Annotated in this window: 22 protein-coding genes and 1 pseudogene; 13 read left to right on the forward strand and 10 right to left on the reverse strand. The window is 71.6% G+C overall.

What is annotated here, in order from left to right; translation table 11 throughout:
- Both JHD21_RS21890 and JHD21_RS09535 read right to left on the reverse strand, forming a co-directional pair.
- Positions 1–106: Clp protease N-terminal domain-containing protein (locus tag JHD21_RS21890; protein WP_365695782.1), on the reverse strand; the 106-nt coding region annotated here is incomplete at its 3' end.
- A 183-nt stretch (positions 107–289) separates the two neighbouring features.
- A complete protein-coding gene (locus JHD21_RS09535) occupies positions 290–619 on the reverse strand; it encodes an Lsr2 family protein (RefSeq protein WP_292673987.1) in 330 nt (109 codons plus the stop codon).
- Between the two features lie 361 nt (positions 620–980).
- Here JHD21_RS09535 and JHD21_RS09540 point away from each other — a divergent pair, with 361 nt between their 5' ends.
- From JHD21_RS09540 to JHD21_RS09585, 10 genes are read left to right on the forward strand one after another with little or no spacing between them, the layout of a single operon-like run.
- The gene (locus JHD21_RS09540) at positions 981–2120 is read left to right on the forward strand and encodes a methyltransferase domain-containing protein (protein ID WP_292673991.1); all 1140 of its coding nucleotides are present in this window, start codon (positions 981–983) and stop codon (positions 2118–2120) included.
- 57 nt (positions 2121–2177) lie between these two features.
- Positions 2178–3491 (forward strand): glycosyltransferase family 2 protein, encoded by a 1314-nt coding sequence (locus JHD21_RS09545; protein ID WP_292673993.1) that lies wholly within the window; start codon positions 2178–2180, stop codon positions 3489–3491.
- A 4-nt stretch (positions 3492–3495) separates the two neighbouring features.
- The gene (locus JHD21_RS09550) at positions 3496–4119 is read left to right on the forward strand and encodes a class I SAM-dependent methyltransferase (RefSeq protein ID WP_292673996.1); all 624 of its coding nucleotides are present in this window, start codon (positions 3496–3498) and stop codon (positions 4117–4119) included.
- Between the two features lie 10 nt (positions 4120–4129).
- On the forward strand, positions 4130–4726 hold the full coding sequence (locus tag JHD21_RS09555) for an SIS domain-containing protein (protein WP_292673999.1): 597 nt from the start codon (positions 4130–4132) through the stop codon (positions 4724–4726).
- Positions 4723–5712, forward strand: a complete 990-nt coding sequence (locus JHD21_RS09560; RefSeq protein WP_292674002.1) for an NAD-dependent epimerase/dehydratase family protein — start codon at positions 4723–4725, stop codon at positions 5710–5712. The genes JHD21_RS09555 and JHD21_RS09560 overlap by 4 nt, the downstream gene beginning before the upstream one ends.
- Positions 5709–6263 (forward strand): HAD family hydrolase, encoded by a 555-nt coding sequence (locus JHD21_RS09565; RefSeq protein ID WP_292674005.1) that lies wholly within the window; start codon positions 5709–5711, stop codon positions 6261–6263. Before JHD21_RS09560 ends, JHD21_RS09565 begins: the two co-directional genes overlap by 4 nt.
- A 34-nt stretch (positions 6264–6297) precedes the next feature.
- On the forward strand, positions 6298–6990 hold the full coding sequence (locus JHD21_RS09570; RefSeq protein ID WP_292674008.1) for a transaldolase: 693 nt from the start codon (positions 6298–6300) through the stop codon (positions 6988–6990).
- Positions 6987–7793: a class I SAM-dependent methyltransferase gene (locus JHD21_RS09575; RefSeq protein WP_292674011.1), complete on the forward strand. Its 807-nt coding sequence runs from the start codon at positions 6987–6989 to the stop codon at positions 7791–7793. The genes JHD21_RS09570 and JHD21_RS09575 overlap by 4 nt, the downstream gene beginning before the upstream one ends.
- A gap of 7 nt (positions 7794–7800) precedes the next feature.
- On the forward strand, positions 7801–8781 hold the full coding sequence (locus JHD21_RS09580) for a hypothetical protein (protein WP_292674014.1): 981 nt from the start codon (positions 7801–7803) through the stop codon (positions 8779–8781).
- Positions 8782–8787: 6 nt separating this feature from the next.
- Entirely contained in the window at positions 8788–9498 is a 711-nt protein-coding gene (locus JHD21_RS09585; RefSeq protein WP_292674016.1) for a sugar phosphate nucleotidyltransferase, read from the forward strand.
- Between the two features lie 23 nt (positions 9499–9521).
- Here the strand turns inward: JHD21_RS09585 and JHD21_RS09590 are convergent, their stop codons facing one another.
- A complete protein-coding gene (locus JHD21_RS09590) occupies positions 9522–12674 on the reverse strand; it encodes a hypothetical protein (protein ID WP_292674018.1) in 3153 nt (1050 codons plus the stop codon).
- 117 nt (positions 12675–12791) lie between these two features.
- Here JHD21_RS09590 and JHD21_RS09595 point away from each other — a divergent pair, with 117 nt between their 5' ends.
- The 3 genes from JHD21_RS09595 to JHD21_RS09605 all read left to right on the forward strand — a co-directional run bounded on the left by JHD21_RS09595 (position 12792) and on the right by JHD21_RS09605 (position 16924).
- Positions 12792–14093, forward strand: a complete 1302-nt coding sequence (locus JHD21_RS09595; RefSeq protein WP_292674021.1) for a hypothetical protein — start codon at positions 12792–12794, stop codon at positions 14091–14093.
- 114 nt (positions 14094–14207) lie between these two features.
- The gene (locus JHD21_RS09600; RefSeq protein WP_292674024.1) at positions 14208–15251 is read left to right on the forward strand and encodes a class I SAM-dependent methyltransferase; all 1044 of its coding nucleotides are present in this window, start codon (positions 14208–14210) and stop codon (positions 15249–15251) included.
- Complete coding sequence (locus tag JHD21_RS09605) at positions 15248–16924, forward strand: glycosyltransferase (RefSeq protein WP_292674026.1); 1677 nt, start codon at positions 15248–15250, stop codon at positions 16922–16924. Before JHD21_RS09600 ends, JHD21_RS09605 begins: the two co-directional genes overlap by 4 nt.
- 25 nt (positions 16925–16949) lie before the next feature.
- On the opposite strand, the gene JHD21_RS09610 is transcribed toward JHD21_RS09605, so the two are convergent.
- The 7 genes and pseudogenes from JHD21_RS09610 to JHD21_RS09640 all read right to left on the reverse strand — a co-directional run.
- Complete coding sequence (locus JHD21_RS09610) at positions 16950–17723, reverse strand: type III pantothenate kinase (RefSeq protein WP_292674029.1); 774 nt, start codon at positions 17721–17723, stop codon at positions 16950–16952.
- A 4-nt stretch (positions 17724–17727) separates the two neighbouring features.
- Positions 17728–18633 (reverse strand): carboxylating nicotinate-nucleotide diphosphorylase, encoded by a 906-nt coding sequence (gene nadC / locus JHD21_RS09615; RefSeq protein ID WP_292674032.1) that lies wholly within the window; start codon positions 18631–18633, stop codon positions 17728–17730.
- The gene (locus JHD21_RS09620; protein ID WP_292674035.1) at positions 18630–20297 is read right to left on the reverse strand and encodes an L-aspartate oxidase; all 1668 of its coding nucleotides are present in this window, start codon (positions 20295–20297) and stop codon (positions 18630–18632) included. The genes nadC and JHD21_RS09620 overlap by 4 nt, the downstream gene beginning before the upstream one ends.
- A 9-nt stretch (positions 20298–20306) precedes the next feature.
- Complete coding sequence (gene panD / locus JHD21_RS09625; RefSeq protein WP_292674038.1) at positions 20307–20723, reverse strand: aspartate 1-decarboxylase; 417 nt, start codon at positions 20721–20723, stop codon at positions 20307–20309.
- The gene (panC, locus tag JHD21_RS09630; RefSeq protein WP_292674041.1) at positions 20723–21601 is read right to left on the reverse strand and encodes a pantoate--beta-alanine ligase; all 879 of its coding nucleotides are present in this window, start codon (positions 21599–21601) and stop codon (positions 20723–20725) included. Before panC ends, panD begins: the two co-directional genes overlap by 1 nt.
- An 11-nt stretch (positions 21602–21612) precedes the next feature.
- A complete protein-coding gene (locus JHD21_RS09635) occupies positions 21613–22509 on the reverse strand; it encodes a DUF2520 domain-containing protein (protein ID WP_292674043.1) in 897 nt (298 codons plus the stop codon).
- Positions 22510–22796: 287 nt separating this feature from the next.
- Positions 22797–23003: pseudogene (locus JHD21_RS09640) on the reverse strand (hypothetical protein); the annotation flags it as partial.

Genomic DNA, 23003 nt, shown 5'->3' on the forward strand with positions numbered 1-23003 from the left:
CGAGCAGGATGTGCTCGGTCCCGATGTAGTTGTGGGAGAGCATGCGGGCCTCTTCTTGGGCCAGCACGACCACCCGGCGGGCACGGTCGGTGAACCGCTCGAACATGCGTCTCTCCTCAGGCAAGCGTGTGGGGTCACTCGGATCAACCCCGCAGCCAGCCTACGCGTTCCCACCACACCCCCGGGAAGCATCCGCTCACAGCGAACAGCCACCGGCCCCGCCCCCGGAGGGGCAGGGCCGATGGCTGTGCAGGTCGCGGGTCGTTGCGGTTCGGCGAGGGGTCGGCGCTCAGTGAGCGGCGTCGAAGGCCTCGCGCACCTCGCCGGGGATGCGACCGCGGTCGGGGACCTTGTGACCGTTGGAGCGTGCCCAGTCGCGGATCTCCTTGGCGCTGTGGGCGGATCCGGACCCGGACGCGGAGGAACGCCGGCCACGCCGGGCACCGCTGACCTTGCGGCCGTGGCCGACGTACGTGGCCAGTGAGTCACGGAGAGCGGCGGCGTTCTTGTCGTTCAGGTCGATCTCGTAGGACGTGCCGTCGAGAGCGAACGAAACGGTCTGCGTGGCGTCACTGCCATCGAGGTCGTCCTCGAGGACGATGTGCACCTTTTGCGCCATGGTGGAATACCTGTGCTTTCGTCGTTATGCATCGGGTGTATGGAAAGTCCCCGTGGCGAGGCACTATATGCCAGCCACCTATGGGATATCGCAAAGGGCGGGTATTCGCCGGCGCTTTTGTGAGCCCCGGTTCTTTGACGCCTTCGGCCCCTTTCGGCCGTCCTCAGGATGTCTTGTCGAGAACCAACGGAATATCGGGCCAACACCCTTGGCGACGACATCCGACAAATCGCGATAATCGCCCGAGGACCACCCGTCCCAGCGGTTCTCCGGTCCGCGGACGAGGCGAGGCCCGGCCCCCGTTAGCCTGATCGGTGCCGGGGCCGCGGGCCCGCTGCCCGGGCCACCTGAAGGAGACCGTGTGACGAAGGAGCGCGACCCGCGCCGCAGCCGCCTGTGGGCGCTCCAGGACTTCTCCCAGGGGCGCGGCCTCGAGGTCGGACCGCTCCACGAGGCGATCGTGGGACGGGACGAGGCCGACGTCCGCTACGTCGACGTGCACGACCAGGCCGGCCTCCGCATGCACTACGCGTCCGACCCGGCCGTACCGGTCGACGCCATCCCCGAGATCGACTACACGCTGGTCCAGCCCGACGGCAGCACGCTCTCGCTCGCCGATGCGTGCCGGGCGGGAGCGCCCTTCGCGTGGGTGGTCGCGTCGCACGTCATCGAGCACGTCCCCGACGTCATCGGCTGGCTCGGGGACCTCGCCGAGATCGTGGAGGACGACGGTGCGCTGGTGCTGATGGTGCCCGACCGCCGCTACTGCTTCGACGTGCACCGACCGCCCACGACCGTGGGCCAGATGCTGGAGGCCCACGAGCTCGGGGCCACCCGGCCCACGACCCGGGCGGTCTACGACTACTTCTCGGCAACGGTCCACAACGACGTCCGCGAGCTCTGGGCGGGCCTGCCACCCACCTACGACCGGCGCATGCACACCACGGCCCAGGCGCTGGACAAGGTCGCCGAGGGGCGCAGCGGGACCTACGTGGACTGCCACGTCTGGCTGTTCACACCCGACAGCTTCCTGGAGCAGATGCACGAGCTGCGCACCATCGGGGAGTCCTCGTGGATCGTCGACTCGATGCACCCCACCCGGCTCCACCAGATCGAGTTCATGGTGCGGCTGCGCCGGATACCCCGGGCACAGGACCCCACGAGCGAGCAGCCGGGGGAGCTGCTCGCCACCGGCACGATGCCCGACTGGCTGGCCGAGCAGGGCAACGGGAGGGCGCGGATCGCCTCGGTCGAGTCCGAGCTCAAGGCCGCACGCCGCGAGGTACGCCGGCTCGAGCGGCGGCTGGCACGGCGCGGCACGGCGCTCGCGAAGACCCGCAAGAGACTGGCCGGCCAGCAGCAGCGGATCCAGCGGCTGCGCCGGCGCGCGGAGCGGGCGGAGGCCCGGCTCGACCAGCCGGGACGGTCCTGGCGGTCACGGGCCGCGGCGGCCGCCCGACGGGTGGGCCCCCGGCGTGGCGGCGGGCCCGCCGGGCGGTGAGCGAGGGCACTCGCGCCGGATCGGTCGGATGGCCTCGCTGTTGTTAGGGTGTCCGGCGTGCCTGACGTGCTCGACTCCCTGACGCCCGTCGGCACCAACGTCCCCGCTGGCCTCGAGGCCGCGTGCGCCCTCCCGGGCGTCACCGCCTACACCGCGGTGGACGACCCAGCGATCACGCTGCTCGTGCCCGCCTCCGACGAGCTCGACCCCGAGGTCACGATCCTCGTCCCGGCCGTCAACGAGCAGATCACCGTCGAGCAGTTCGTCTCGTGGTGCCACGAGGGCCTGCGGGACGCCGGCGTCCGGGGCGAGATCCTCATCGTCGACAGCTCCGACGACGCCACCCCACAGCTGGCCCTGCAGGGTGGCGCCCGGGTCCTCCACACACCCAAGCGCGGGCTCGGCCGGGCCTACATCGACGCGGTCCCCTACGTCCGCGGCCGGTACGTCGTGATGGGCGACGCGGACTGCACCTACGACTTCCGCAAGCTCGCGCCGTTCGTCGACGCCATGCGCGACGGCACGGAGTACGCCATGGGCTCCCGCTGGAAGGGCAGCATCGAGCCCGGCGCCATGCCGGCGCTGCACCAGTACTTCGGCACGCCCTTCACCACCTGGATCCTGAACCGCCTCTACGGCAGCCACTTCAGCGACATCCACTGCGGCATGCGCGGGATCACCCGCGAGGCACTGATGCGGATGGGCCTGGTGTCGCAGTCGTGGGAGTACGCCTCCGAGATGGTCCTCAAGTCCGTGCGGATGGAGCTCAGGACCACCGAGGTCCCGGTGACCTTCCTCAAGGACCAGGAAGGCCGCCTTTCCCACCACAAGCGGTCCGGCTGGTTCTCGCCGTTCTCCGCGGCCTGGATCAACCTGCGCGCGATGTTCATCCACGGCGCCGAGTTCTTCCTCTTCAAGCCGGGGATCATCCTGTTCGCGCTCGGCCTGCTGATGACCCTGCCGCTCGCCATCGGCGACATCACCATCGGCCCGGTCACCTTCAGCCTCTACACGATGCTGATCGGCGTCGCCCTGGTCGTGATCGGGCTGCAGAGCATCTACTTCGGGTGCCTGGCCCACGTCTTCCTCGACTACGGGGGCAACCACCGCGAGCGCTGGCGACGGATGTTCCGCTACACCAGGATGATGGTGATCAGCGGCACCGCGTTCACCGTCGGCGCCGCTCTGGTGGTGGCGCTCGCCGTGCGCTTCTTCAGCCAGGACTTCTCCCTCCCCGCGGCCTCCGCGACCCTGACCCACCTCGGCGTCCTCGGGCTGATGCTGATGATCGTCGGCTTCTCCACGTTCTGCTTCACGTTGCTGTTGCACGCGACGAGCGTCAGCTACGGCGCGGCGCCCGACCGTGGTTGATGACGTGACGGGGCGCACCAGCTCCTTCGGGGAGGGCGGTGCGGTCACCCCGGTGGACCGGTTCGGCGTGTGGCTGTCCAAGCGCCAGATCGAGCGCGTCGTCGGACCGCTCGGCGGCAAGGACGTCGCCGACGTCGGGTGCGGCTTCGACGCCACGTTCATGCGGACCGTTCTCGACGACGTACGCACCGCGACCCTGCTCGACGTCTCCCTGGCACCCGACCTCGCGACCCATCCCAAGGTGCGGGCGATCCAGGGACTGCTGCCCCAGACCATGGCCGAGCTGCCGGACGACTCCCTGGACGTCGTCCTGTGCATGTCGGTGGTCGAGCACCTGTGGGAGCCCCAGGAGACCGTCACCGAGTTCCACCGGGTGCTGCGCCCCGGCGGGGTCTGCGCGGTCAACGTCCCGTCCTGGCTCGGCAAGCGGGCCCTGGAGTACTCCGCGTTCAAGCTCGGCCTGTCCCCGGCCGAGGAGATGGACGACCACAAGATGTACTACGACCCGCGTGACCTCTGGCCGCTCATGGTCCGCGCCGGCTTCATGCCGCACGCGATCCGGTGCTTCAAGCACAAGTTCGGCCTCAACACGTTCGCGGTCGCGACCGTCACCGAGCAGCACCACTAGGAGAGCCGGCATGTCCTTCACCGAAGACTTCCTCAAGGAGACGGTCGCGATCGTCCAGTCCCTCGACAGCGACAGCGTCGAGGCCCTGGCCGAGGGCATCGCCTCCGTCCGCGAGCGCGAGGGCCGGTTGTTCATCGTCGGCGTGGGTGGCTCGGCCGGCTCCGCCAGCCACGCGGTCAACGACTTCCGCAAGATCTGCAACGTCGAGTCCTACTCCCCCATCGACAACGTCTCCGAGCTGACCGCCCGGGCCAACGACGAGGGCTGGGACACCACGTTCAGCGAGTGGCTCAAGGGCTCCCGGATCAACGACAAGGACGCGGTCCTGGTCTTCTCGGTAGGCGGCGGCAACGCCGAGCTCAAGGTCTCGACCAACATCGTGGCGGCGCTCGACACCGCCAAGTCCGTGGGCGCCTCGATCTTCGGCATCGTCGGCCGCGACGGCGGCTACACCGCCCAGCTCGCCGACGCCTGCGTGATCGTGCCACCCACCTACGCCCCGCACATCACCCCCCACACCGAGGGCCTGTGCTGCGTGATCTGGCACCTGCTCGTCAGCCACCCCTCCCTCGCCGTCGCCGCGACCAAGTGGGAGTCCGTCGTATGAGCGACGGCCGGCTGAGCCGGGTCTGCGTCGTCGGCGGCGCCGGCTTCATCGGCAGCCACTTCGTCGCCCGGCTGCTGTCCGACCCGGCCACCGAGCAGGTCACCGTCTACGACAACTTCTCCTCGGGGAGCGACTGGCACCTCGCCCCGGTCGCGGACGACCCGCGCCTGCGCGTGGTCCGCGCCGACGTCGGCGACCTGCCGGACCTGGTCGAGGCCTGCGCCGGCCACGACACGATGATCCACCTGGCCTCGAACCCCGACATCGCCGCCGCGGTCACCAACCCGGCGATCGACTTCGACCAGGGCACCCGGCTGACCCACCACGTCGCCGAGGCCGCACGGCTGTCCCAGGTCGGGCTGGTGCTCTACGCGTCCGGCAGCGGTGTCTACGGCGACCTGGGAGAGATCGAGGCGGTCGAGGACCACGGCCCGATGATCCCCACCTCCACCTACGGCGCCAGCAAGCTCGCCGGGGAGGCGATCCTGGCGTCGTACGCCGCGATGTTCGACTTCACGGTCCGGGCCTTCCGGTTCGGCAACGTCGTCGGTCCCCGGCAGACCCACGGCGTCGGCTACGACTTCGTGCGCCGGCTCCTGGACGACCCCAGCCGGCTGCGGATCCTCGGTGACGGCCAGCAGAGCAAGTCCTACATCTACGTCGAGGACGTCATCGCCGCGGTTCTGCTGGCAGGCACGCGCGCGACGACCCCGTTCGACGCGTTCAACGTGGCGACCGGCGACTACGTGACCGTCACCGAGATCGCCGAGCTGGCGATGGACGTGCTCGGGCTGCCGCCCGGCAGCACCGAGTTCCAGTACACCGGGGGCGACCGGGGCTGGAAGGGGGACGTGCCCGTGGTGCGCATCAACACCGACAAGATCCGGTCCCTGGGCTGGAGCAACCAGCGCACCGGACCGCAGGCGCTCCGCGACTCCATGAGCTCGATGGCCGACGACTACCGCGCAGGTCTGCTGACCTCGTGACCGCTCGCCCCGGCGTCTTCCTCGACCGGGACGGGGTGCTGAACCAGGCCTTCGTCGTCGACGACGTGCCGACGCCGCCCCGGCGGCTCGAGGACTTCCACCTCCTGCCCGGGGTGGTCGAGACCTGCCGCGCCCTGGCGGACGCCGGTCTGGCGCTGGTCGTGGTCACCAACCAGCCCGACCTGGCCCGCGGCGCACTCGACCCCGAGGCGCTGGACGCGATGCACGCGGTCCTCCGTGAGCAGCTCCCGCTCGACGACATCGTGGTCTGCCCGCACGACGGCCGGGAGGGCTGCTGGTGCCGCAAGCCGCGGCCCGGGATGATCCTGGACGCGGCCCGCCGGCTCGGCCTCGACCTGAACCGCAGCGTGGCCGTCGGCGACCGCTGGCGGGACATCGACGCGGCTCACCGAGCCGGGATCCATGCCGTCTACGTCGACTGGGGGCTCGGCGAACCGCTCCGGGACTCGCCGGACGCTCGTTTTGGCTCTCTCGCCGAGGCGCGGGATCATGTCCTCCAGGTATGCGGGGCCTTGCTCGACGGTCCGTAGCCGCAACGCACCGACAGACTTGGGAGAACCGCTCGTGAAGATCTACGCCGATGGCGCTGACCTCGAAGGCATGATCGCGTTGGCGGAGGACCCCCGGATCTCGGGGTTCACCACCAACCCGACGCTGATGCGCAAGGCAGGCATCGACGACTACGAGGGCTTCGCGCGCAAGGTCCTGGAGACCATCACCGACCACCCGATCTCCTTCGAGGTGTTCGCCGACGATGCCGCGGAGATGCTGCGCCAGGCCCGTCTCATCTCCTCGTGGGGCGACAACGTCTACGTGAAGATCCCGGTGACCAACACCGCAGGCGTGCCCAGCGACAGCGTGGTCCGCGAGCTGTCGGCCGACGGAGTCCACCTCAACGTCACGGCGCTGATGACCGTGGCGCAGGTCGAGGCGGTGGCCGCCGCGTCCGAGGGCGGCCCCGGCCACGTCGTGTCCGTCTTCGCCGGACGCATCGCCGACACCGGCCGCGACCCGATCCCGCTGATGACCGAGGCCCTCGAGGTGCTGTCGGCCGACCCCAAGCTGGAGCTCCTCTGGGCCAGCCCCCGTGAGGTCCTGAACATCAAGCAGGCCGAGGAGGTCGGTGTCCACATCATCACGGTCACCCACGACCTGCTGGCCAAGATGGCCGGCTTCGACAAGGACCTCGACCTGTTCTCGCTCGAGACCGTCCAGATGTTCCACGACGACGCCGCAGCCGCCGGCTACACGCTGTGAGCAGCCCCGGGGCGCGCCTCAACCCCGACGGCACGGACCAGGACGACTGGGACGACCACTGGGACAAGTACGGCGAGGCGGCCAAGGGCAACCCGGCCAACGACTACCGCCACGCGATGGTCCTCAAGCTGCTCGGCCCCCTGCCCAAGGGCGCGGTCGTCCTCGACATCGGCAGCGGCCAGGGTCAGTTCGCCGTCGACCTCCAGGCCGACAACCCCCAGGCATCGGTCTTCGGGGTCGAGTACAGCGCCGAGGGAGTGCGCCGGGCCAAGCAGCTCGCCGAGCGCACCGGCGTCGCGGCGCACTTCTACGAGCGCAACCTGCTCGAGCCCGTGACCCGGGACCCGCAGCAGCCACCGGCGACCCACGCGGTGTGCTCGGAGGTCCTCGAGCACGTCGACGACCCCGTCACCCTGATGCGCAACGCCGCGACGCTGCTGGCGCCCGGGGCCAAGGTCGTCGTGACCGTCCCGGGCGGTCCCCGCTCGGCGTTCGACAAGCACATCGGGCACTTCCGGCACTTCACCGCGCCGGCGCTGCACGAGGTGCTGACCGAGGCCGGCCTCGACGTGGACCGCGTGCTGCGCACCGGCTTCCCGTTCTTCAACCTCTACAAGCTCGCGGTCATCACCCGTGGCCAGAAGCTGGTCGACGACATGGAGCACCGCGCACCCGGCGCCACCGCCTCCGGTCTGGAGAAGGCGGTCACCGGCTTCTTCAAGCACGCCTTCCCCCTCAACCGGGACGACGCCCGGCTCGGCTGGCAGCTGGCCGCCGTGGCGCACGTCCCCCTGGTCGGCTGAGGCTGCCGTGCTGATCACGAGGACCCCGCTCCGCATCACCCTGGGCGGTGGCGGCACCGACCTGCCGTCCTACTACCAGGAGCACGGCGGCATGGTCGTCTCAGCGGCGATCACCCAGCACATCTACATCTCGATCAACCGGACCTTCACCGACGACTACTTCCTCAAGTACAGCCAGCTCGAGCGGGTCGACAAGCCCGACCAGATCGAGCACCCGATCGTCCGCGAGGTCCTGCGCGCCCACGACGTCGGGCCGAGCGTGGAGATCGTGTCCACCGCCGACATCCCCTCGGGGACCGGCCTCGGCTCGTCCGGCTCGTTCACGGTGGGCCTGCTCAAGGCCGTGCACGCCATGCAGCGCAACCACGTCTCCGCCTCCGACCTCGGCCGCGAGGCCTGCGAGATCGAGATCGAGCGGCTCGGCCGCACCGTCGGCAAGCAGGACCAGTACATCGCCGCGTTCGGTGGCATCACCCGGTTCGACTTCAACCCCGACGGTTCCGTCGACGTGGCCCCGGCCCGGCTCTCCAGCGACACCGTCCACGACATCGAGCAGCACCTGCTGATGTTCTTCACCGGCTACTCCCGCGCAGCCGACGAGGTGCTGGCCGAGCAGGTCACCCGGTCGCAGGACGGCGACCAGTCGATGATCGACAACCTGCACTTCGTCAAGGACATCGGGCTGCGCCAGCTCGCGGCGCTGGAGAGCGACGACGTCACCGGCTTCGCCGACCTGATGCACGAGCACTGGCTGAACAAGAAGAAGCGGTCGAGCTCCATGTCGAACCCGAGGATCGACCACTACTACGACCTCGGCCGCAACGCCGGGGCGCGCGGCGGCAAGCTGGTCGGCGCCGGGGCCGGGGGGTTCCTCATGTTCTACGCCGAGGACACCCGCCGGGTCCGCGCGGCGATGCGCGAGGAAGGCCTGACCGAGCTCCGGTTCGGCATCGACCCGGCCGGCAGCACCATGCTCGTCCGCGAGTAGCGACACGTGCAGTGCGTGATCCTGGCCGGTGGGCTGGGCACCCGGATGTGGCCGACGGCCCGGACCGTCCCGAAGACCTTGCTCGAGGTCGCCGGCCGCCCGTTCGCCGACTGGCAGCTCGAGTGGCTCGCCCAGGCCGGGACGTCCTCCGTCGTCTACTGCATCGGCTACCTCGGTGACCAGGTGCGCGCCCACGTCGGCGGTGGCGAGGCCTGGGGGGTCGCGGTCGACTACGTGGACGAGGGCGAGCAGCTGCGGGGCACCGCCGGCGCGCTCCGGCTCGCTCTTGACCAGGGCGTGCTGGACGACCGGTTCCTGGTCCTCTACGGGGACTCCTGGCTCCAGGTCGACCCGGGCGACGTCTTCCGGGTCGCCGAGTCGTCCGGGCACCCGGCGCTGATGACCGTCTTCGAGAACGCCGGCGAGCTCGATGCGAGCAACGTGGTCTACGCCGACGGGCTGGTGCGGCGCTACGAGAAGGGCTTGGACCCGGCACCGCCGGAGATGCGCTGGATCGACTACGGACTGTCGGTCTTCTCCCGCGAGGTCATCGAGGACCGGGTCCCGTCCGGCTCGCCGTACGACCTGGCGCGGGTGTGCACGGAGCTGGCGACCGAGGGTGACCTGGCGGGATACCTGGTGCACGACCGCTTCTACGAGATCGGCTCCCCGGAGGGACGCGAGGAGACCTCGCTGCTGCTGCGCCGCCGGGGCTGACGGGTCAGGCCCCTGCCGCGTGGTCAGCCGGGCAGGCCGGACAGCGTCACTTCCCGGACGTCGCGACCGCCGCGCCGGAACAGGTACAGCTGGTCGGCGTCGAAGCCGTGCCACTGGAGGCATGCGCCGACCCGCACCGAGATCGTGTCCCCGCCCTTGAACAGGGTCTCGAAGCGGATGGTGCGGTCACCGGCGCCGGTGGCGACCGGGGTGTCGGTGAGCACGTAGGTCCCGCGCCCGAGCAGCCCCTCAGGTCTCGAGAGGCTGAGCGTCCGCACGTCCTCCAGCGACACCTCCTCCGGCACGTCGACCGTGGACAGCCAGCCGGCCAGGACCTTGGACTCGTCCACCGACCCCAGGCCACGCTGGCGAGCCACCTTGATCGTGCCCTCCCCGTCGGGCAGGACCAGGGAGTCGATCCGCACACCCCGGTCGGACAGCGGGTAGGCGAGCCCGTCGGCGTACTCGGCGTAGACCCGGACCCGGTCGGGGTTGGAGGTGACCGTCCGGAGGGCGAAGCCGCTCTTCCCGGCCGCCGGGTCGACGGCGGCGGCCACGTCCGGACGGTCGATGCCGGCGGGGGTCGTCGCCACGACCTCACGGCCGGCGACCAGGAGGATGCGGGTCGGCAGCCGGCCCGCCTCGGCGTCGAACGCCCATCCGGCCACGTCGATGCGATGAGCCCGTCGCGCCGGGTCCACCTCGACCGAGACCGACCGACCCGTCGCCGGGGACTCGAGGTAGTTGGGGACGAACCCCCAGTCGCAGCCGTGCGAGGCGAAGTGGAGGTCGGTGGTCCGCGGCTCCTCGACGAGCTCCGGGATGGGTGGCCGGTCGGCGTACAGGTCGTTGCGCACCATGAAGATGACGCCGTGCGTCGACAGCACCGGCGTCCAGCCGTCCAGGAGGTACTGGCTCACGGCGAAGTGCCGGATCTGGTTGCCCACGCCGTCCCACGCGGGCAGCCCGACCAGGGCGTCGATCGCCACCAGCGCGGGCGGGTCCTTCTCCAGCTGCTCCACCAGGTCGTCCTGCGAGAACTCCGGCACCGCCATGCTCACGTGGAAGTAGCTCGTGATGGGGTCGATCTGGAGCAGGTAGTAGAAGAAGCCGAGGCTGTTGGTGAAGTCGAAGAACCCGCCGTCGCGTCCGTCGTAGTGGTCGACCACCGTGGCCAGGTCCGCCAGGAGGGCCTCGTCGTAGGTCTCGGGCACGGAGTAGCCGAGGAGCGGGAGGGACTCGTCCAGCACGCTCGCCTTGTTGCTCGACGGGGCGTGCCAGGTGTCCTCCCGGACGGCCGGCAGGCTGACGACGACCGCGACGAGTGCCACCAGCGAGACCAGCGGAGCCAGTGTCCGGCGCTCCGGGCGGCTCCTGCGCCATCGCTGCGCGAGCGAGACGTCGGCGCGGGAGAGCAGCGCTGCGATCCACAGCATCGCCAGCGGGATGGTCACGGTGACGGACTGGATGACATGGCCGTCGTCCATCCGGCCCAGGCTCTTCTCGCCGTAGAGACCGGCGGTCAACGCGCAGCCCAGCATGACCCACTGGCGCACCGAGACGGCTCCCTTCGACAGGAAGATCCAGCCGGCGGCGACCAGGGTGATGACGATCAGGCAGATGGCGACGATGAACGCGACGTCGAACCTGGTGTTCGTGTAGGTGCCGAGGGGCAGGGCGCCGGACTCGACGTGACCGGGACCGAAGATGAGGTAGTAGTCGACGAACTGCCTCAGGCTGTCGTGCCAGGCGAGGAACGCCGCCCAGAGCACGATCAGCACGACGCCGGTGACGGCTGCGTCCCGGGTCTTCGACAGGGACCGCCACCACGGCGTGCCCGCCGGCCGGGTCACCAGGTCGTGCCCCACGAGGACGGGGAGGACCCCGAGCACCTGGAACGCCGTCTCGGGCACCAGGACGGCCTGCACGAAGAGAGCGGTGAGCAGCAGCGCCGTCCACCTGGCCCGGGAGCGACGTAGCGCCTCGCCGAGCAGGATCCACACGATCGGCGCGAACCACCAGCGCATCGGCATGGGCGAGTAGTGCGAGACCCAGAGCATCAGGGCGGTGATGAACAGCAGCGGGACGGCCCGGCCCCGGGTCGCCCAGACCGCGAAGAGGAACAGGCTGACCCAGCCCAGCGGCGACCAGAGCGCGGCCCCGGCCGCTCCCGTTCCCCAGAGGGTGTGCTCGAACAGGACGAAGCCTGCCAGGCTCCGCAGCGCGTCCTCGAAGATGCCATGGATCAGCGTCAGGTCACGCCAGGGGAAGTAGCCGCGGGTGAAGAGGTCGGCCCCGGTGACGCTCTGCATGTCGTCGAAGCCCTGGAGCTGGCCGATGGGACCCGGCAGTGCGCTGGTGACCATGAAGACCAGGACCGACCCGCAGGCGATCATCACCGCGCGCCGTTCCAGGACGACGTCCGACCCGCGCGCGAACGCGAACCACAGGCCCCACAGTCCAGCGGCGCAGACGAGCACCGCGGCCGCCCAGACGGGCACCCACGCCCACTCGCGCACCTGACCGCTCAGGCTCACCGTGGCCGTGCTCCGGGCGAACACGCACAGCGCCGCGGCCGCGGCGACCACCGACGCGGGTCCGTTGACCCGGCTCACCGATGCCAGCCAGGCCTGGCCCAGCGGACTCTCCGAACGCCGGGCACCGGCGACCGCCAGCGCCAGCGCCAGCAGCAGCACGCCGGCGGAGTAGACGAGCCCCGCGACGAGCCCGGTGCCCGTCACCGCCCCGCCCACGGGTGCGCCGCGGCTGCTCACCGCGAGCACGACGGCGACCGCGGCCGGGAGCACCCAGGCCAGACGCGCCGGGGACGGAGCCGGTCCGCCGTGCTCCCCGGCGGCCGCGGCGTCCGGGGCGTCCGGGGCGGCCACGGGCTCGTCGACGGCGGCGCGCCGTCGCGACGGGCGGCGCGCGGCCAGCGGCCCCCAGCGCCAGAGCACCGCGAGCACGACGACCGTCACCGCCGGGATGCCCCACACCGCCAGCCGGTACATGAGGAAGCCCGGATGGAAGTCGAAGTTGGCGAACGTCGGGTAGCCGACGATGTTGACGGGAGGGTGCAGGCCGAGCGGGGAGACCCTCCAGACCGCGACGGTGACCAGGATCGCCACGGCGAGAGCGGCCTCCATCCGCAGCACGGACCGCACGCGCTCCGTCATCCAGGCCCGCCGACCTCGGGGCGCGTCGCCGCTCGTCACTCCTGGTGGTCCTCCCGGTCTGCGCCCCTCGCCCGATCGCGCAACGTGACCGTGGCGACGGGTCCATACACTACCCAGGTGCTCAGGCGGTTCCTCCCCTCGCCGTCGACCCGCGCGTCGTCACGGGGGAGCCTCCCGCTGGTCATCGGGCTGGTCGTCCAGGCCGTCACGACCTACCTGGTCCTGGTTCTCGCCGGCCGGTCCCTGGGCCCGGTCGGCTTCGCGGCGCTGTCGAGCCTCTACCTCCTGCTGACCAGCACCGCGACCGGCCTGTTCACACCACTGGAGCAGGCGGTGACCGCTCGACGCGGGGTGGAGGCGGGCCGAGGGACCTGGGACGACAGCCTGCGGCGCCGAGCCCTCGGGCACGGTCTCGGCATGGCGACCGTCGCGGTCGGGGTGAGCCTGGTGGCCTGGCCCGCGACCGTGCGGGCGCTGGGCGACCAGGGCTGGCTCGTCGTCTCGTTCTGCATCGCGCTGCCCGGCTACGCCTGCTGGTTCGCCGCCCGGGGAGAGCTGGCCGGCCTGGGCAGGCTGGAGACCTACGGCACCCAGCTCGTCATCGACGGTGCGATCCGGCTGGTGGGCGCCGTGGCGCTGGTCCTGACCGACAACGCGACCACGGCCGGCTTCGGGCTCCTGTTCGCCTTCTCGCCCTGGCTGGCCTTCGCCGTCGCGCCCCGCGCCGGGCGCTCCGCACCCGAGGGCCGCCAGGTCCTGCGCACGCCGCCGCTGACCGGCGCACTGTCGGTCCTGGTGCTCAGCGGCCTCGCCGCCCAGCTCCTCATCAACGCGGGGCCGATCGTCGTCACCCTCCTGGCATCCGGCTCCGACCGCAGCCTGGCGGGCGTCTACCTGGCGGTCCTCGTCGTGATCCGGGTCCCGGTCTTCCTCTTCACGGCCGTGCAGCCCGGGTTCCTGCGCGCGCTCGCGGAGCACAACGGAGGGGGACGGCGTGCCGAGTTCGGCCACCTCCTCAAGGTCGTGCTCGGTGCCGTGTCCGGGCTGGTCGCGGTCGTCTGCGTCCTCGCCACCGCGTTCGCGCCGCCGGTGGTCTCCTGGTTGTTCGACTTCGAGGAGCAGCTGCCCCGGGCGACGTGCCTGCTGCTCACCCTCGCCGTGGGGCTGTTCCTGGTCGCGACCGTCCTGGGTCAGGCGCTCATCGCGCTCGGCCACCACCTCTGGGTCGCCACGGGCTGGCTGCTGGGACTGGTGGGTCTGGCGGTCGGCACCGCAGCCGGTGGCGAGCTGACCATGCGCGCCACCCAGGGGCTCCTCACCGGCGCCGTCGTGGCCACGACGGTGCTCGGCGCCCTCCTCTACCGCGAGCTGTCCGGCTGGGCGACGACGCCCACCGAGACGACCGCGCAGGTCCCGTGACGGCCCTGCTGGTCTGAGGGCGGGCACGGCCGGCAGTTCCCGTACAGTGCTCCTCGACTGCGGCGCGTCCTCCGCTCGGGCGAAGGCTACGTGCGCCCGAATGGTGGAGGATCAGTGTCACGCTACGAGGCCGAGATCGATCTCACGAACCCCAACAACAGCCAGTCGCAGATCGTCCGGCTCGTCGGAGCCGACAAGACAGTGCTGGATGTCGGGTGCTCGTCCGGTGAGACCGCGGCGGCACTGGTGGAGGCGGGCTGCCGGGTCAGCGGGGTCGACATCGAGGACACCACGTCGGCGCAGACGCGCGCGATGCTGGAGGACCTCGTCATCGCCGACATCCAGCAGCGGCCGTTGACGACGCTGTTCACGCCCAAGTCCTTCGACGCGGTGATCTTCGGCGACGTCCTGGAGCACCTCACCGACCCCCTGACCACGTTGCGCGACGCGGTGGAGCTGCTCGCGCCCGAGGGACGCGTCTACGTGTCGATCCCCAACGTCGCGCACGCGGCCGTGCGGCTCTCCCTGCTCGCGGGACGGTGGGACTACACGCCCACGGGCCTGCTCGACGCGACGCACGTCCGGTTCTTCACCCGCGAGAGCGCCTGCCGCCTGCTCGAGGACGCGGGTCTCGCGATCGAGGTCCTGCAGTCCACCGTCCTGGACCCCCTGGAGACCGAGATCCCCGTGGAGGGGGCGCACCTGCCCCCCGCCGTGGTCGAGTGGGTGCGTCACCAGCCGGACGCCCTCAACTACCAGTACATCGCCACCGCACGGCTGCTGGCGCCGGGCGAGGCCCCGCCGCCGCGGCCGCCGCTGGAGCCCCTGCTGGAGCCGGCCGAGGTCAGGCACCAGGACTCGCACACCGAGGAGCTGCGCGAGCACCAGCGAGACCGGCACGCCGTGCTGAACGTGCGCGACCACATCATCGGCCTGGAGGCGGCCGCGGTCGCCGCGGACGCGCGCGCCCAGCGGGCCGAGGCGCGGCAGGTGCGGCTGAAGAGCCGCATCAAGGAGCTCCGCTCCGACCTCCTGACGCTGGTCGAGGAGGTCGAGCGGCTGCCGCAGAGCCGGCGCACCGGTGCGCTGCGCGACCTGGCGAGGTCCCTCCGTCCCTCCCGGGAGGGAAGCACGCAGGAGCGGGGCACCAAGCCGTGAGCGAGTCGGCGCGTGCCGGCGTGACCGACGAGACGCCTCCCGGAGCGACCGGCACAGCGGGGGCGCCCCGGTTCTCGATCATCACGCCCGTCTACAACCCTCCGCTCGGGGTGCTGCGCACCACGATCGGGTCCGTCGTCAAGCAGACGGTCGACGACTGGGAGCTCATCCTGGTCGACGACCTCTCCCCCGACCCCCGGGTCCGCGAGGTCCTCCGCGAGGCGGCCGCCCGTGACGACCGCATCCGGGTGATCGAGCGCCCCACGAACGGCCACATCGTGGCGGCCTCCAACGACGGGATCGACGCGGCGCGCGGCGAGTTCATCGCGCTGCTCGACCACGACGACCTGCTGGTCCCCCGCGCGCTGGAGTTCATGCAGGACGCGATCGAGGCCGAGCCCGACGTCGACTACCTCTACTCCGACGAGGACAAGATCGACCAGTCCGGTCGGATCCGCGAGACCTTCGAGAAACCGGCGTGGTCCCCCGAGCGGCTGCGCGGCCAGATGTACACCAGCCACTTCTCGGTGCTGCGCACGTCACTTGTGAGGGAGGTCGGGGGGTTCCGTGCCGGCTACGACGGGTCCCAGGACCACGACCTGGCCCTCCGGGTCACCGAGCGAGCCCGGCTGGTCCTGCACATCCCGCGCACCCTGTACCACTGGAGGGTGGTGCCCGGGTCGGCGGCCGGGGACGTCGAGGCGAAGCCCTATGCGTGGGAGGCGGGGCTGCGGGCCGTCCAGGACCAGCTGGACCGGCTGGGGATCTCCGGCACCGCCGAGCTCGGCGACCGGCCGGGGACCTACCGCATCGTCCGGCGCCTGGACCCGTCGGTGCTCATCAGCGTCGTGATCCCCACCCGCGGCGGGCAGGGCATGGTGTGGGGTGAACGCCGGCACTTCGTCGTGGACGCCGTCCGCTCCCTGGTCGAGCACGGCGGCCATGACGCGCTCGAGATCATCGTCGTCTACGACCTCGACACCCCGTCCGAGGTCCTCGAGCAGCTGACCGCGCTGGGGATCCGCGAGCTGCGGCTGGTCCCGTTCGACAAGCCCTTCAACTTCAGCGAGAAGTGCAACGTGGGGGTCACCGCCTCCTTCGGCGACGTCGTCGTGCTCCTGAACGACGACGTCGAGATCACCTCGCCGGGGTTCCTCGTCCAGCTGGCGGCACCGTTGTACGAGGACGGCGTCGGGATGACCGGTGCCCGCCTGCTCTTCGCCAACACCTCGATCCAGCACGCAGGTCTGGCGTTGGACCGCTACTCGCTGATCCACATGTTCGCGGGCCGCCCGAGCGACGCCCCCGGTCCGTTCAGCGCGCTCGAGATCAACCGGGAGGTGTCGGGGCTCACCGGAGCCTGCGTCGCCCTCCGTCGCCGGGTCTTCGACCAGATCGGCGGGCTGTGCGAACAGCTCCCGGCCAACTTCAACGACGTCGACCTGTCCTGCAAGATCACCCACGCCGGGCTGCGGATGGTCTGGATCGCCAACGCGACCGCGTTCCACTTCGAGTCCCAGACCCGCGAGCCAGTGGTGGAGCAGTGGGAGTCGGACGTGATCTCGACGCGGTGGGACCTGCCGGAGCACGACCGCTACATGCCCGAGGCCTCCAGGACGTCCAAGGTGCAGAGGCGCGCCCGCCAGCAGGCCACCCGGGTGCGCTGGCACTGACGCCGGCAGGGACCAGGCCTGCGGGTCAGGCGTTCCGCTCGAAGACCAGCTGCAGTCCACGCAGGGTGAGCCAGGGCGCCGCGTCGGTGAAGCAGCGGCACTCGTCGGCCACCAGCGCCGCCAGGTAGCCGGTCGCGATCACCCGCACGCCCGCCGGGTCCGCACCCAGCTCGTCGATCATCCGCGCCACGATGCCCTCCACCTGGCTGGCGACGCCGAAGACCAGCCCGGACTGGAGCGCCTCGACGGTGTTCTTCGCGATCACGGTCCGGGGCCGCACCAGCTCGACCTCGCGCAGCTGCGCGCCCCGGCGGCCGAGGGCGGCGAGGGAGAGCTCGATCCCCGGGCTGATCGCGCCGCCGACGTACTGCCCCTGGGCGCTCACCACGTCGAACGTGGTCGCGGTCCCGCCGAAGTCGACGACGATCGCCGGTCCCCCGAAGTCGGTGGCCGCGGCCAGCGCGTTGAGGATCCGGTCCGAGCCGACCTCACGCGGGTTGTCCGTCAGGACCGGGATGCCGGTCCGCACGCCCGGCTCGACCACCACCGCCCTGACCTCGCCGAAGTGCCGCGCGAGCATCTCGCGCCACTCGTGGAGCACGGAGGGGACGGTGGCGCACACCGCGATCCCGTCGACGTCCGCGAGATCCTCGCCGACCAGGCCGCGGATCATCACCGCCCACTCGTCGGAGGTACGCCGCTCGTCGGTGGCCACCCGCCACTCCGCCGCCACGTCCGCGTCCTCGAGGAGACCGAGGACGGTGTGGCTGTTGCCGATGTCGGCACAAAGGAGCGTCATCGCGTCACTCGTCGAGGTCGAGGCCGAGGTCGAACACGTCGACCGAGTGCGTCAGCGCGCCCACGGAGATGAAGTCCACCCCGGTCTGGGCGACCTCGCGGGCCCGGTCGAGGGTGAGGCCCCCCGACGCCTCGAGGGTCGCCCGTCCCGCGGTGACGGCCACGGCCTCGGCCATGGTCGGGGAGTCCATGTTGTCCAGGAGGATCTCGGTGCAGCCGGCCTCGAGGAGCTCCCGCAGCTGGTCGAGGTCGGTCACCTCGACCTCGACCCGGAGGCCGGGGTTGGCGGCGACGACGGCTCGGTAGGCCGGCACGACGCCACCGGCCGCGACGACGTGGTTGTCCTTGACCATGGCCCGGTCGGCGAGGCTGAACCGGTGGTTGACGCCGCCGCCGCAGCGGACGGCGTACTTCTGCAGCGCCCTCCAGCCGGGGAGCGTCTTGCGGGTGTCCAGGACCTGGGCCCGGGTGCCCTCGAGAGCGGAGACCCAGCGGGACGTGGCGGTGGCGATCCCCGACAGGTGGCAGGCGAAGTTGAGCGCGGTGCGCTCGGCGGTGAGCAGCCCCGCCAAGGGTGCCTCGACGCGCAGCACCGTGTCCCCGGGTCGGACCGCGGTGCCGTCCGCGGCCCGCCCGGTCACCTCGACGTCGTCGCCCAGCGCGTAGACGAACGCCAGCTCGGCGACCACGAGCCCGGCCAGCACCCCGGGCTCGCGCGCCACGAACCCGCCGGCTCCGTGGCCCTGGCTGGGGACGGCGGCGCTCGTGACGTCGTCGGCACCGCCCGGCAGGTCCTCCTCGAAGGCGTCCGCGACCATCGCGTGGATCCGCTCCGGGTCGAGACCCGCGGCCGCCAGCTCGGCGGTCAGGGTCACCGGCAGGTCGTCGTACGGCGTCCGCGCGATCGTCATGGCGCGGCGAGCAGGTCGGTCGCGGGCGCCGGCACGAAGGCGCACGTCGTGGTCCCGTCGTTCACGGTGACGTCGAAGTGCCCCGACCAGCGGGTGTCGTCGCGGTCGGGGAAGTCCTCGCGCCAGTGCGATCCCCGGGTCTCCTCGCGTAGCAGGGCGGCGTCGGCCAGCGCCCCGGAGACCGTGAGGAGGTTGGTCGTCTCCCAGGAGTCCAGGTCGACCGCCTCGGCGGGCACGCCGGCGAGCTTGTCCAGGAGGGCGCCGGCCTCCTCGAGCCCGGCCGCGGTGCGGAGGACCCCCGCGCGGGAGGTCATCACCTCCTGCAGCTCGCGGCGGGTGTGTCCGGCCACCAGGCCGGCGGTCCGGGTGTCCTCGGCCGGGTCGGCCCAGGGCCGCAGCTCGGCCGGCAGCACGGTGGCGATCCGCCGGGAGAAGACCAGGCCCTCGAGCAGGGAGTTGGAGGCGAGCCGGTTGGCGCCGTGCACGCCGGAGCAGGCGGCCTCGCCGGTGGCGTAGAGCCCCGGGACGTCGCTGCGTCCCCACAGGTCGGTGCGGATCCCCCCGCTGGCGTAGTGGCAGGCGGGGGCGACGGGGATCAGCTCGGTCACCGGGTCGACGCCGTGCGAGCGGGTGGTGGCCAGGATGGTGGGGAACCGCTTCTCCCAGAACTCGCTCCCCAGGTGGCGGGCGTCGAGCCACATGTGCGGACGCCCGGTCTCGAGCATCCGGCGCATGATCGCCTTCGCGACCACGTCCCGTGGGGCCAGGTCGGCGAGCTCGTGCTGGCCCTGCATGAACCTGTCACCGGCGTCGTCCACCAGGAACGCACCCTCGCCCCGCACCGCCTCCGAGATCAGCGGCTGCTGCCCTGTCGAGTCCGGGCCGAGGTACATCACCGTGGGGTGGAACTGCACGAACTCGAGGTCACGCAGGGTCGCTCCCGCCCGCACCGCCAGCGCCAGGCCGTCACCGGTCGAGACCGCCGGGTTGGTGGTCTGCGAGAACACCTGGCCCAGGCCGCCGCTGGCGACCACCACCGCGCGGCAGTGCACGGCGCCGACGCCGTCGCGCTCGCCCTCGCCGATGACGTGCAGGGTCACTCCCGCCACCCCGCCGTCGTCCGCGAGCAGCAGGTCGACCGCGAGCGCGTGCTGCACGACCTCGATCTCCGGCGCCCGCTCGACGGCCGCGATCAGCGCTCGCTGGATCTCCGCGCCCGTCGCGTCGCCGCCCGCGTGCGCGATCCGGTCGCGGTGGTGGCCGCCCTCCCGGGTGAGCGAGAGGACGCCCTCGGAGCTGTGGTCGAAGCGGGTGCCGAGTGCGATCAGCTCGTACACGGCCTCGGGTCCCTCGCGGACCAGGGCCCGGACGGCGTCCAGGTCGCAGGCTCCGGCCCCGGCGACGAGGGTGTCGTGCTCGTGCTGCTCGGGGGTGTCCCCGGGGCCGAGCGCGGCGGCGATCCCGCCCTGGGCCCACTGGGTCGACCCGGCCGCGAGGACGTCCTTGGTGACGACCAGGACCTTGTCGACGTGGCCGACCAGGCGCAGCGCGGCGGTCAGGCCGGCGATTCCCGAACCGATCACGACGACGTCGGCTTCGGTCGTCCACCCGGGCGCGGGTGCCGTGAGGCGGCCCGGCACGCGACGTGACGTCGTCGTTGACATCCCCGAAGGCTAGCGAGCGGTCACGTCGCCCCGGACGAGCCCGGGGTCGGCGAAGGTCTCGGCCGGGTCGAAGCCCGTGGCCAGGATCTTGTTGTCGGCGTCCACGAAGACCACGTGCGGCTTGAGCTCGTTGGCCTCGGCGGTGTCCATCTGGCCGTAGCCGATCAGGATGACGATGTCGCCGGGGTGGACCAGCCGGGCCGCGGCGCCGTTGATGCCGAGCACCCCGCTGCCGCGCTCGCCGGCGATCGTGTAGGTCTCCAGCCGCGCGCCGTTGGTGACGTCGACGATGTGCACGAGCTCGCCGGGCAGCAGGTCGGCGGCGTCGAGGAGGTCCTCGTCGACGGTCACCGAGCCCACGTAGTGGAGATCCGCCTGGGTGACGGTCGCGCGGTGGATCTTGCTCTTCATCATGGTCCGCAGCATCAGGACTGCCCTCCGAGGGTGAGTGGTCGCCCCAGCGTCAGGGCACAGTTGTCGATCAGGCGGGTCGCACCCAGGCGGGCGGCGACGAGCATCCGCGCCTCGGTGCCGGGCTCCAGCTCGGCCGGCAGGCCGCCCAGGTCGGGGGCAGTCACCACCAGGTAGTCGAGCTCGACGGAGGGCGCGGCACCGAGCTCGGCACGGGCCGCGTCGAGCGCCGCCTCGGCGCCGTACGACGCCGCCTCCTGCGCCCGGAGCAGCGCCCGGTGCAGCACGGTGGCCTCGGCGCGCTGGTCGACGTCCAGGTAGCGGTTGCGGCTCGACAGGGCAAGACCGTCGGGCTCGCGCAGCGTCTCCGCGCCGACGATCTCGACCGGGAGACAGAGGTCGGCGACCAGCTGGCGGATCAGCACGAGCTGTTGGTAGTCCTTCTGGCCGAAGACCGCGACGTCGGGGCGGACGAGCCCGAACAGCTTGGCGACCACGGTCAGCACGCCGCGGAAGTGGCCCGGGCGCACCTTGCCCTCGAGGACGGTGCCCAGCGGGCCCGGCTCGACGGTGACCGAGGGCTGGGCCGGCCAGCTCGGGTAGACCTCCTCCACCGAGGGGGCGAAGACGATGTCGACGCCCTCCTGCTCGCACACCTTCAGGTCCAGGTCGAGGGTGCGCGGGTAGCGGTCGAGGTCCTCGCCGGCGCCGAACTGCAGCGGGTTGACGAACACGGAGGCGACCACGATCCCCGCTCGCTCGCGAGCGACCCGCATCAGGCTGGCGTGCCCCTCGTGGAGCGCGCCCATCGTGGGCACGAAGCCCACCCGGTCGCCGTGGGCGCTGACCATGGCGAGCGTCGTCTGCAGCTCATCGCGGGTGCTGACGAGCACGGGAGAGCCGTTCACAGGGCCTCGCGAACCGGCTTCCCGGCCCGGGCGGCGTTGAGCAGGTCGAGGATCTTCAACGCCCGGATGGGCAGCACCCGGCCGTCGGTGACGGCCCGGTCCAGCGTGTCGGTCGCGAGGGCGACGTAGGAGGCGACCGACTGCGGCGCGTTGGCCTGCAGGTCCGCGAGGTGGGCGGCGACGGTGCCCGCGTCACCGCGGACGATCGGGCCGGTCAGCGCGGCGTCGCCCTGCCCGAGCGCGTTGTCGAGGGCGGCGGTGAGCAAGGGGCGCAGGGTGCCGGCCGGGTCGGTGACGCCGGAGGCGGAGAGGATCTCCATCGCCTCGGTCACCAGGGTGACCAGGTGGTTGGCGCCGTGCGCCAGACCCGCGTGGTAGAGCGTGCGCATCTCCTCGGGCACCCAGGTGGGCCGGCCCCCGAGATCGGCGACCAGGGACTCGGCGAGCTCCCGCTCGCCGGGGCCGGCCGTGAGGCCGAACACGGTGCCGGTCAGGCGGTCGAGGTCGACCGCGGTGCCGGTGAACGTCATCGCGGGGTGGATCGCGAGGACCCGGGCGCCCACCTCGCGAGCCGGCTCGAGGACGGCCAGGCCGTGCCGGCCGGAGGTGTGGGCGACGTACTGGCCCTCACGGATCGCGCCGCTGGCGGCCAGCATCGTGACGACGTTGTCGAGCATGTCGTCGGGGACGGTGAGCAGCAGCAGGTCGCTGGCCCGCGCGACATCGGTCGGCTTGAGGACGGGGACGCCGGGCAGCAGCGCCGCGATCCGGGACCGGGAGGCGTCGGACTCACCGGCGGCGGCCACGACCTCGTGGCCCGCGCGACGGAGCGAGGCGGCCAGGACGGAACCGACGCGTCCAGCGCCGATGACGCCCACCCTGAGGTGAGTCATGTCGGACCCTTTCGTTCCCGTCCCTCCGACCACCCCTCCCGCGTCCGCGGTCGGGGCCGGTGTGGGTACCGGACTACTGAGTGACTTCTTGGTGACTTCAACGTCAACGGTACGCAGATGTTCCGGTCGTGTAACCCCACCCCGGGGTGACGTACCCGACACCGCCGACCCGGAGCTGCCGAGTCGGCGCTACTGCGCGTCAGTAACGACGACTCGCGCACCGCGAGACCGGCGAGTCGGCGCTACTGAACGTCAGTACCGCCACCGCCGACTCGGCGTGGGTGGGATCAGTCGAGGCCGACCTGGAGGGGGCGCGGGGCGTGCGGCAGCCACTCGTGGGTCACGTGGTCGACGATGTGGACCCCCTCAGGTGCCTCGATCTCGTGCACACCTGGCAGCACCTCGCCCCGCTGGAGTGCGTTGTAGACCGTCCACTCCCGGCGCTTGCGCTTGTTGCGGTACGACGTGGCGAACGACTCCGGGTCGGTCCAGTG

The organism is Nocardioides sp., from assembly GCF_016462705.1.
In the GTDB taxonomy this organism is placed as follows: Bacteria; Actinomycetota; Actinomycetes; order Propionibacteriales; family Nocardioidaceae; genus Nocardioides.

Coding starts and splice junctions, on each gene's coding strand:
- JHD21_RS09635 (WP_292674043.1), bottom strand. CDS start 22,509: ATGACTCACCTCAGGGTGGGCGTCATCGGCGCTGGACGCGTCGGTTCC.
- JHD21_RS09590 (WP_292674018.1), bottom strand. CDS start 12,674: ATGACGGAGCGCGTGCGGTCCGTGCTGCGGATGGAGGCCGCTCTCGCC.
- JHD21_RS09555 (WP_292673999.1), top strand. CDS start 4,130: ATGTCCTTCACCGAAGACTTCCTCAAGGAGACGGTCGCGATCGTCCAG.
- JHD21_RS09610 (WP_292674029.1), bottom strand. CDS start 17,723: ATGACGCTCCTTTGTGCCGACATCGGCAACAGCCACACCGTCCTCGGT.
- JHD21_RS09560 (WP_292674002.1), top strand. CDS start 4,723: ATGAGCGACGGCCGGCTGAGCCGGGTCTGCGTCGTCGGCGGCGCCGGC.
- nadC (WP_292674032.1), bottom strand. CDS start 18,633: ATGACGATCGCGCGGACGCCGTACGACGACCTGCCGGTGACCCTGACC.
- panD (WP_292674038.1), bottom strand. CDS start 20,723: ATGCTGCGGACCATGATGAAGAGCAAGATCCACCGCGCGACCGTCACC.
- JHD21_RS09620 (WP_292674035.1), bottom strand. CDS start 20,297: ATGTCAACGACGACGTCACGTCGCGTGCCGGGCCGCCTCACGGCACCC.
- JHD21_RS09535 (WP_292673987.1), bottom strand. CDS start 619: ATGGCGCAAAAGGTGCACATCGTCCTCGAGGACGACCTCGATGGCAGT.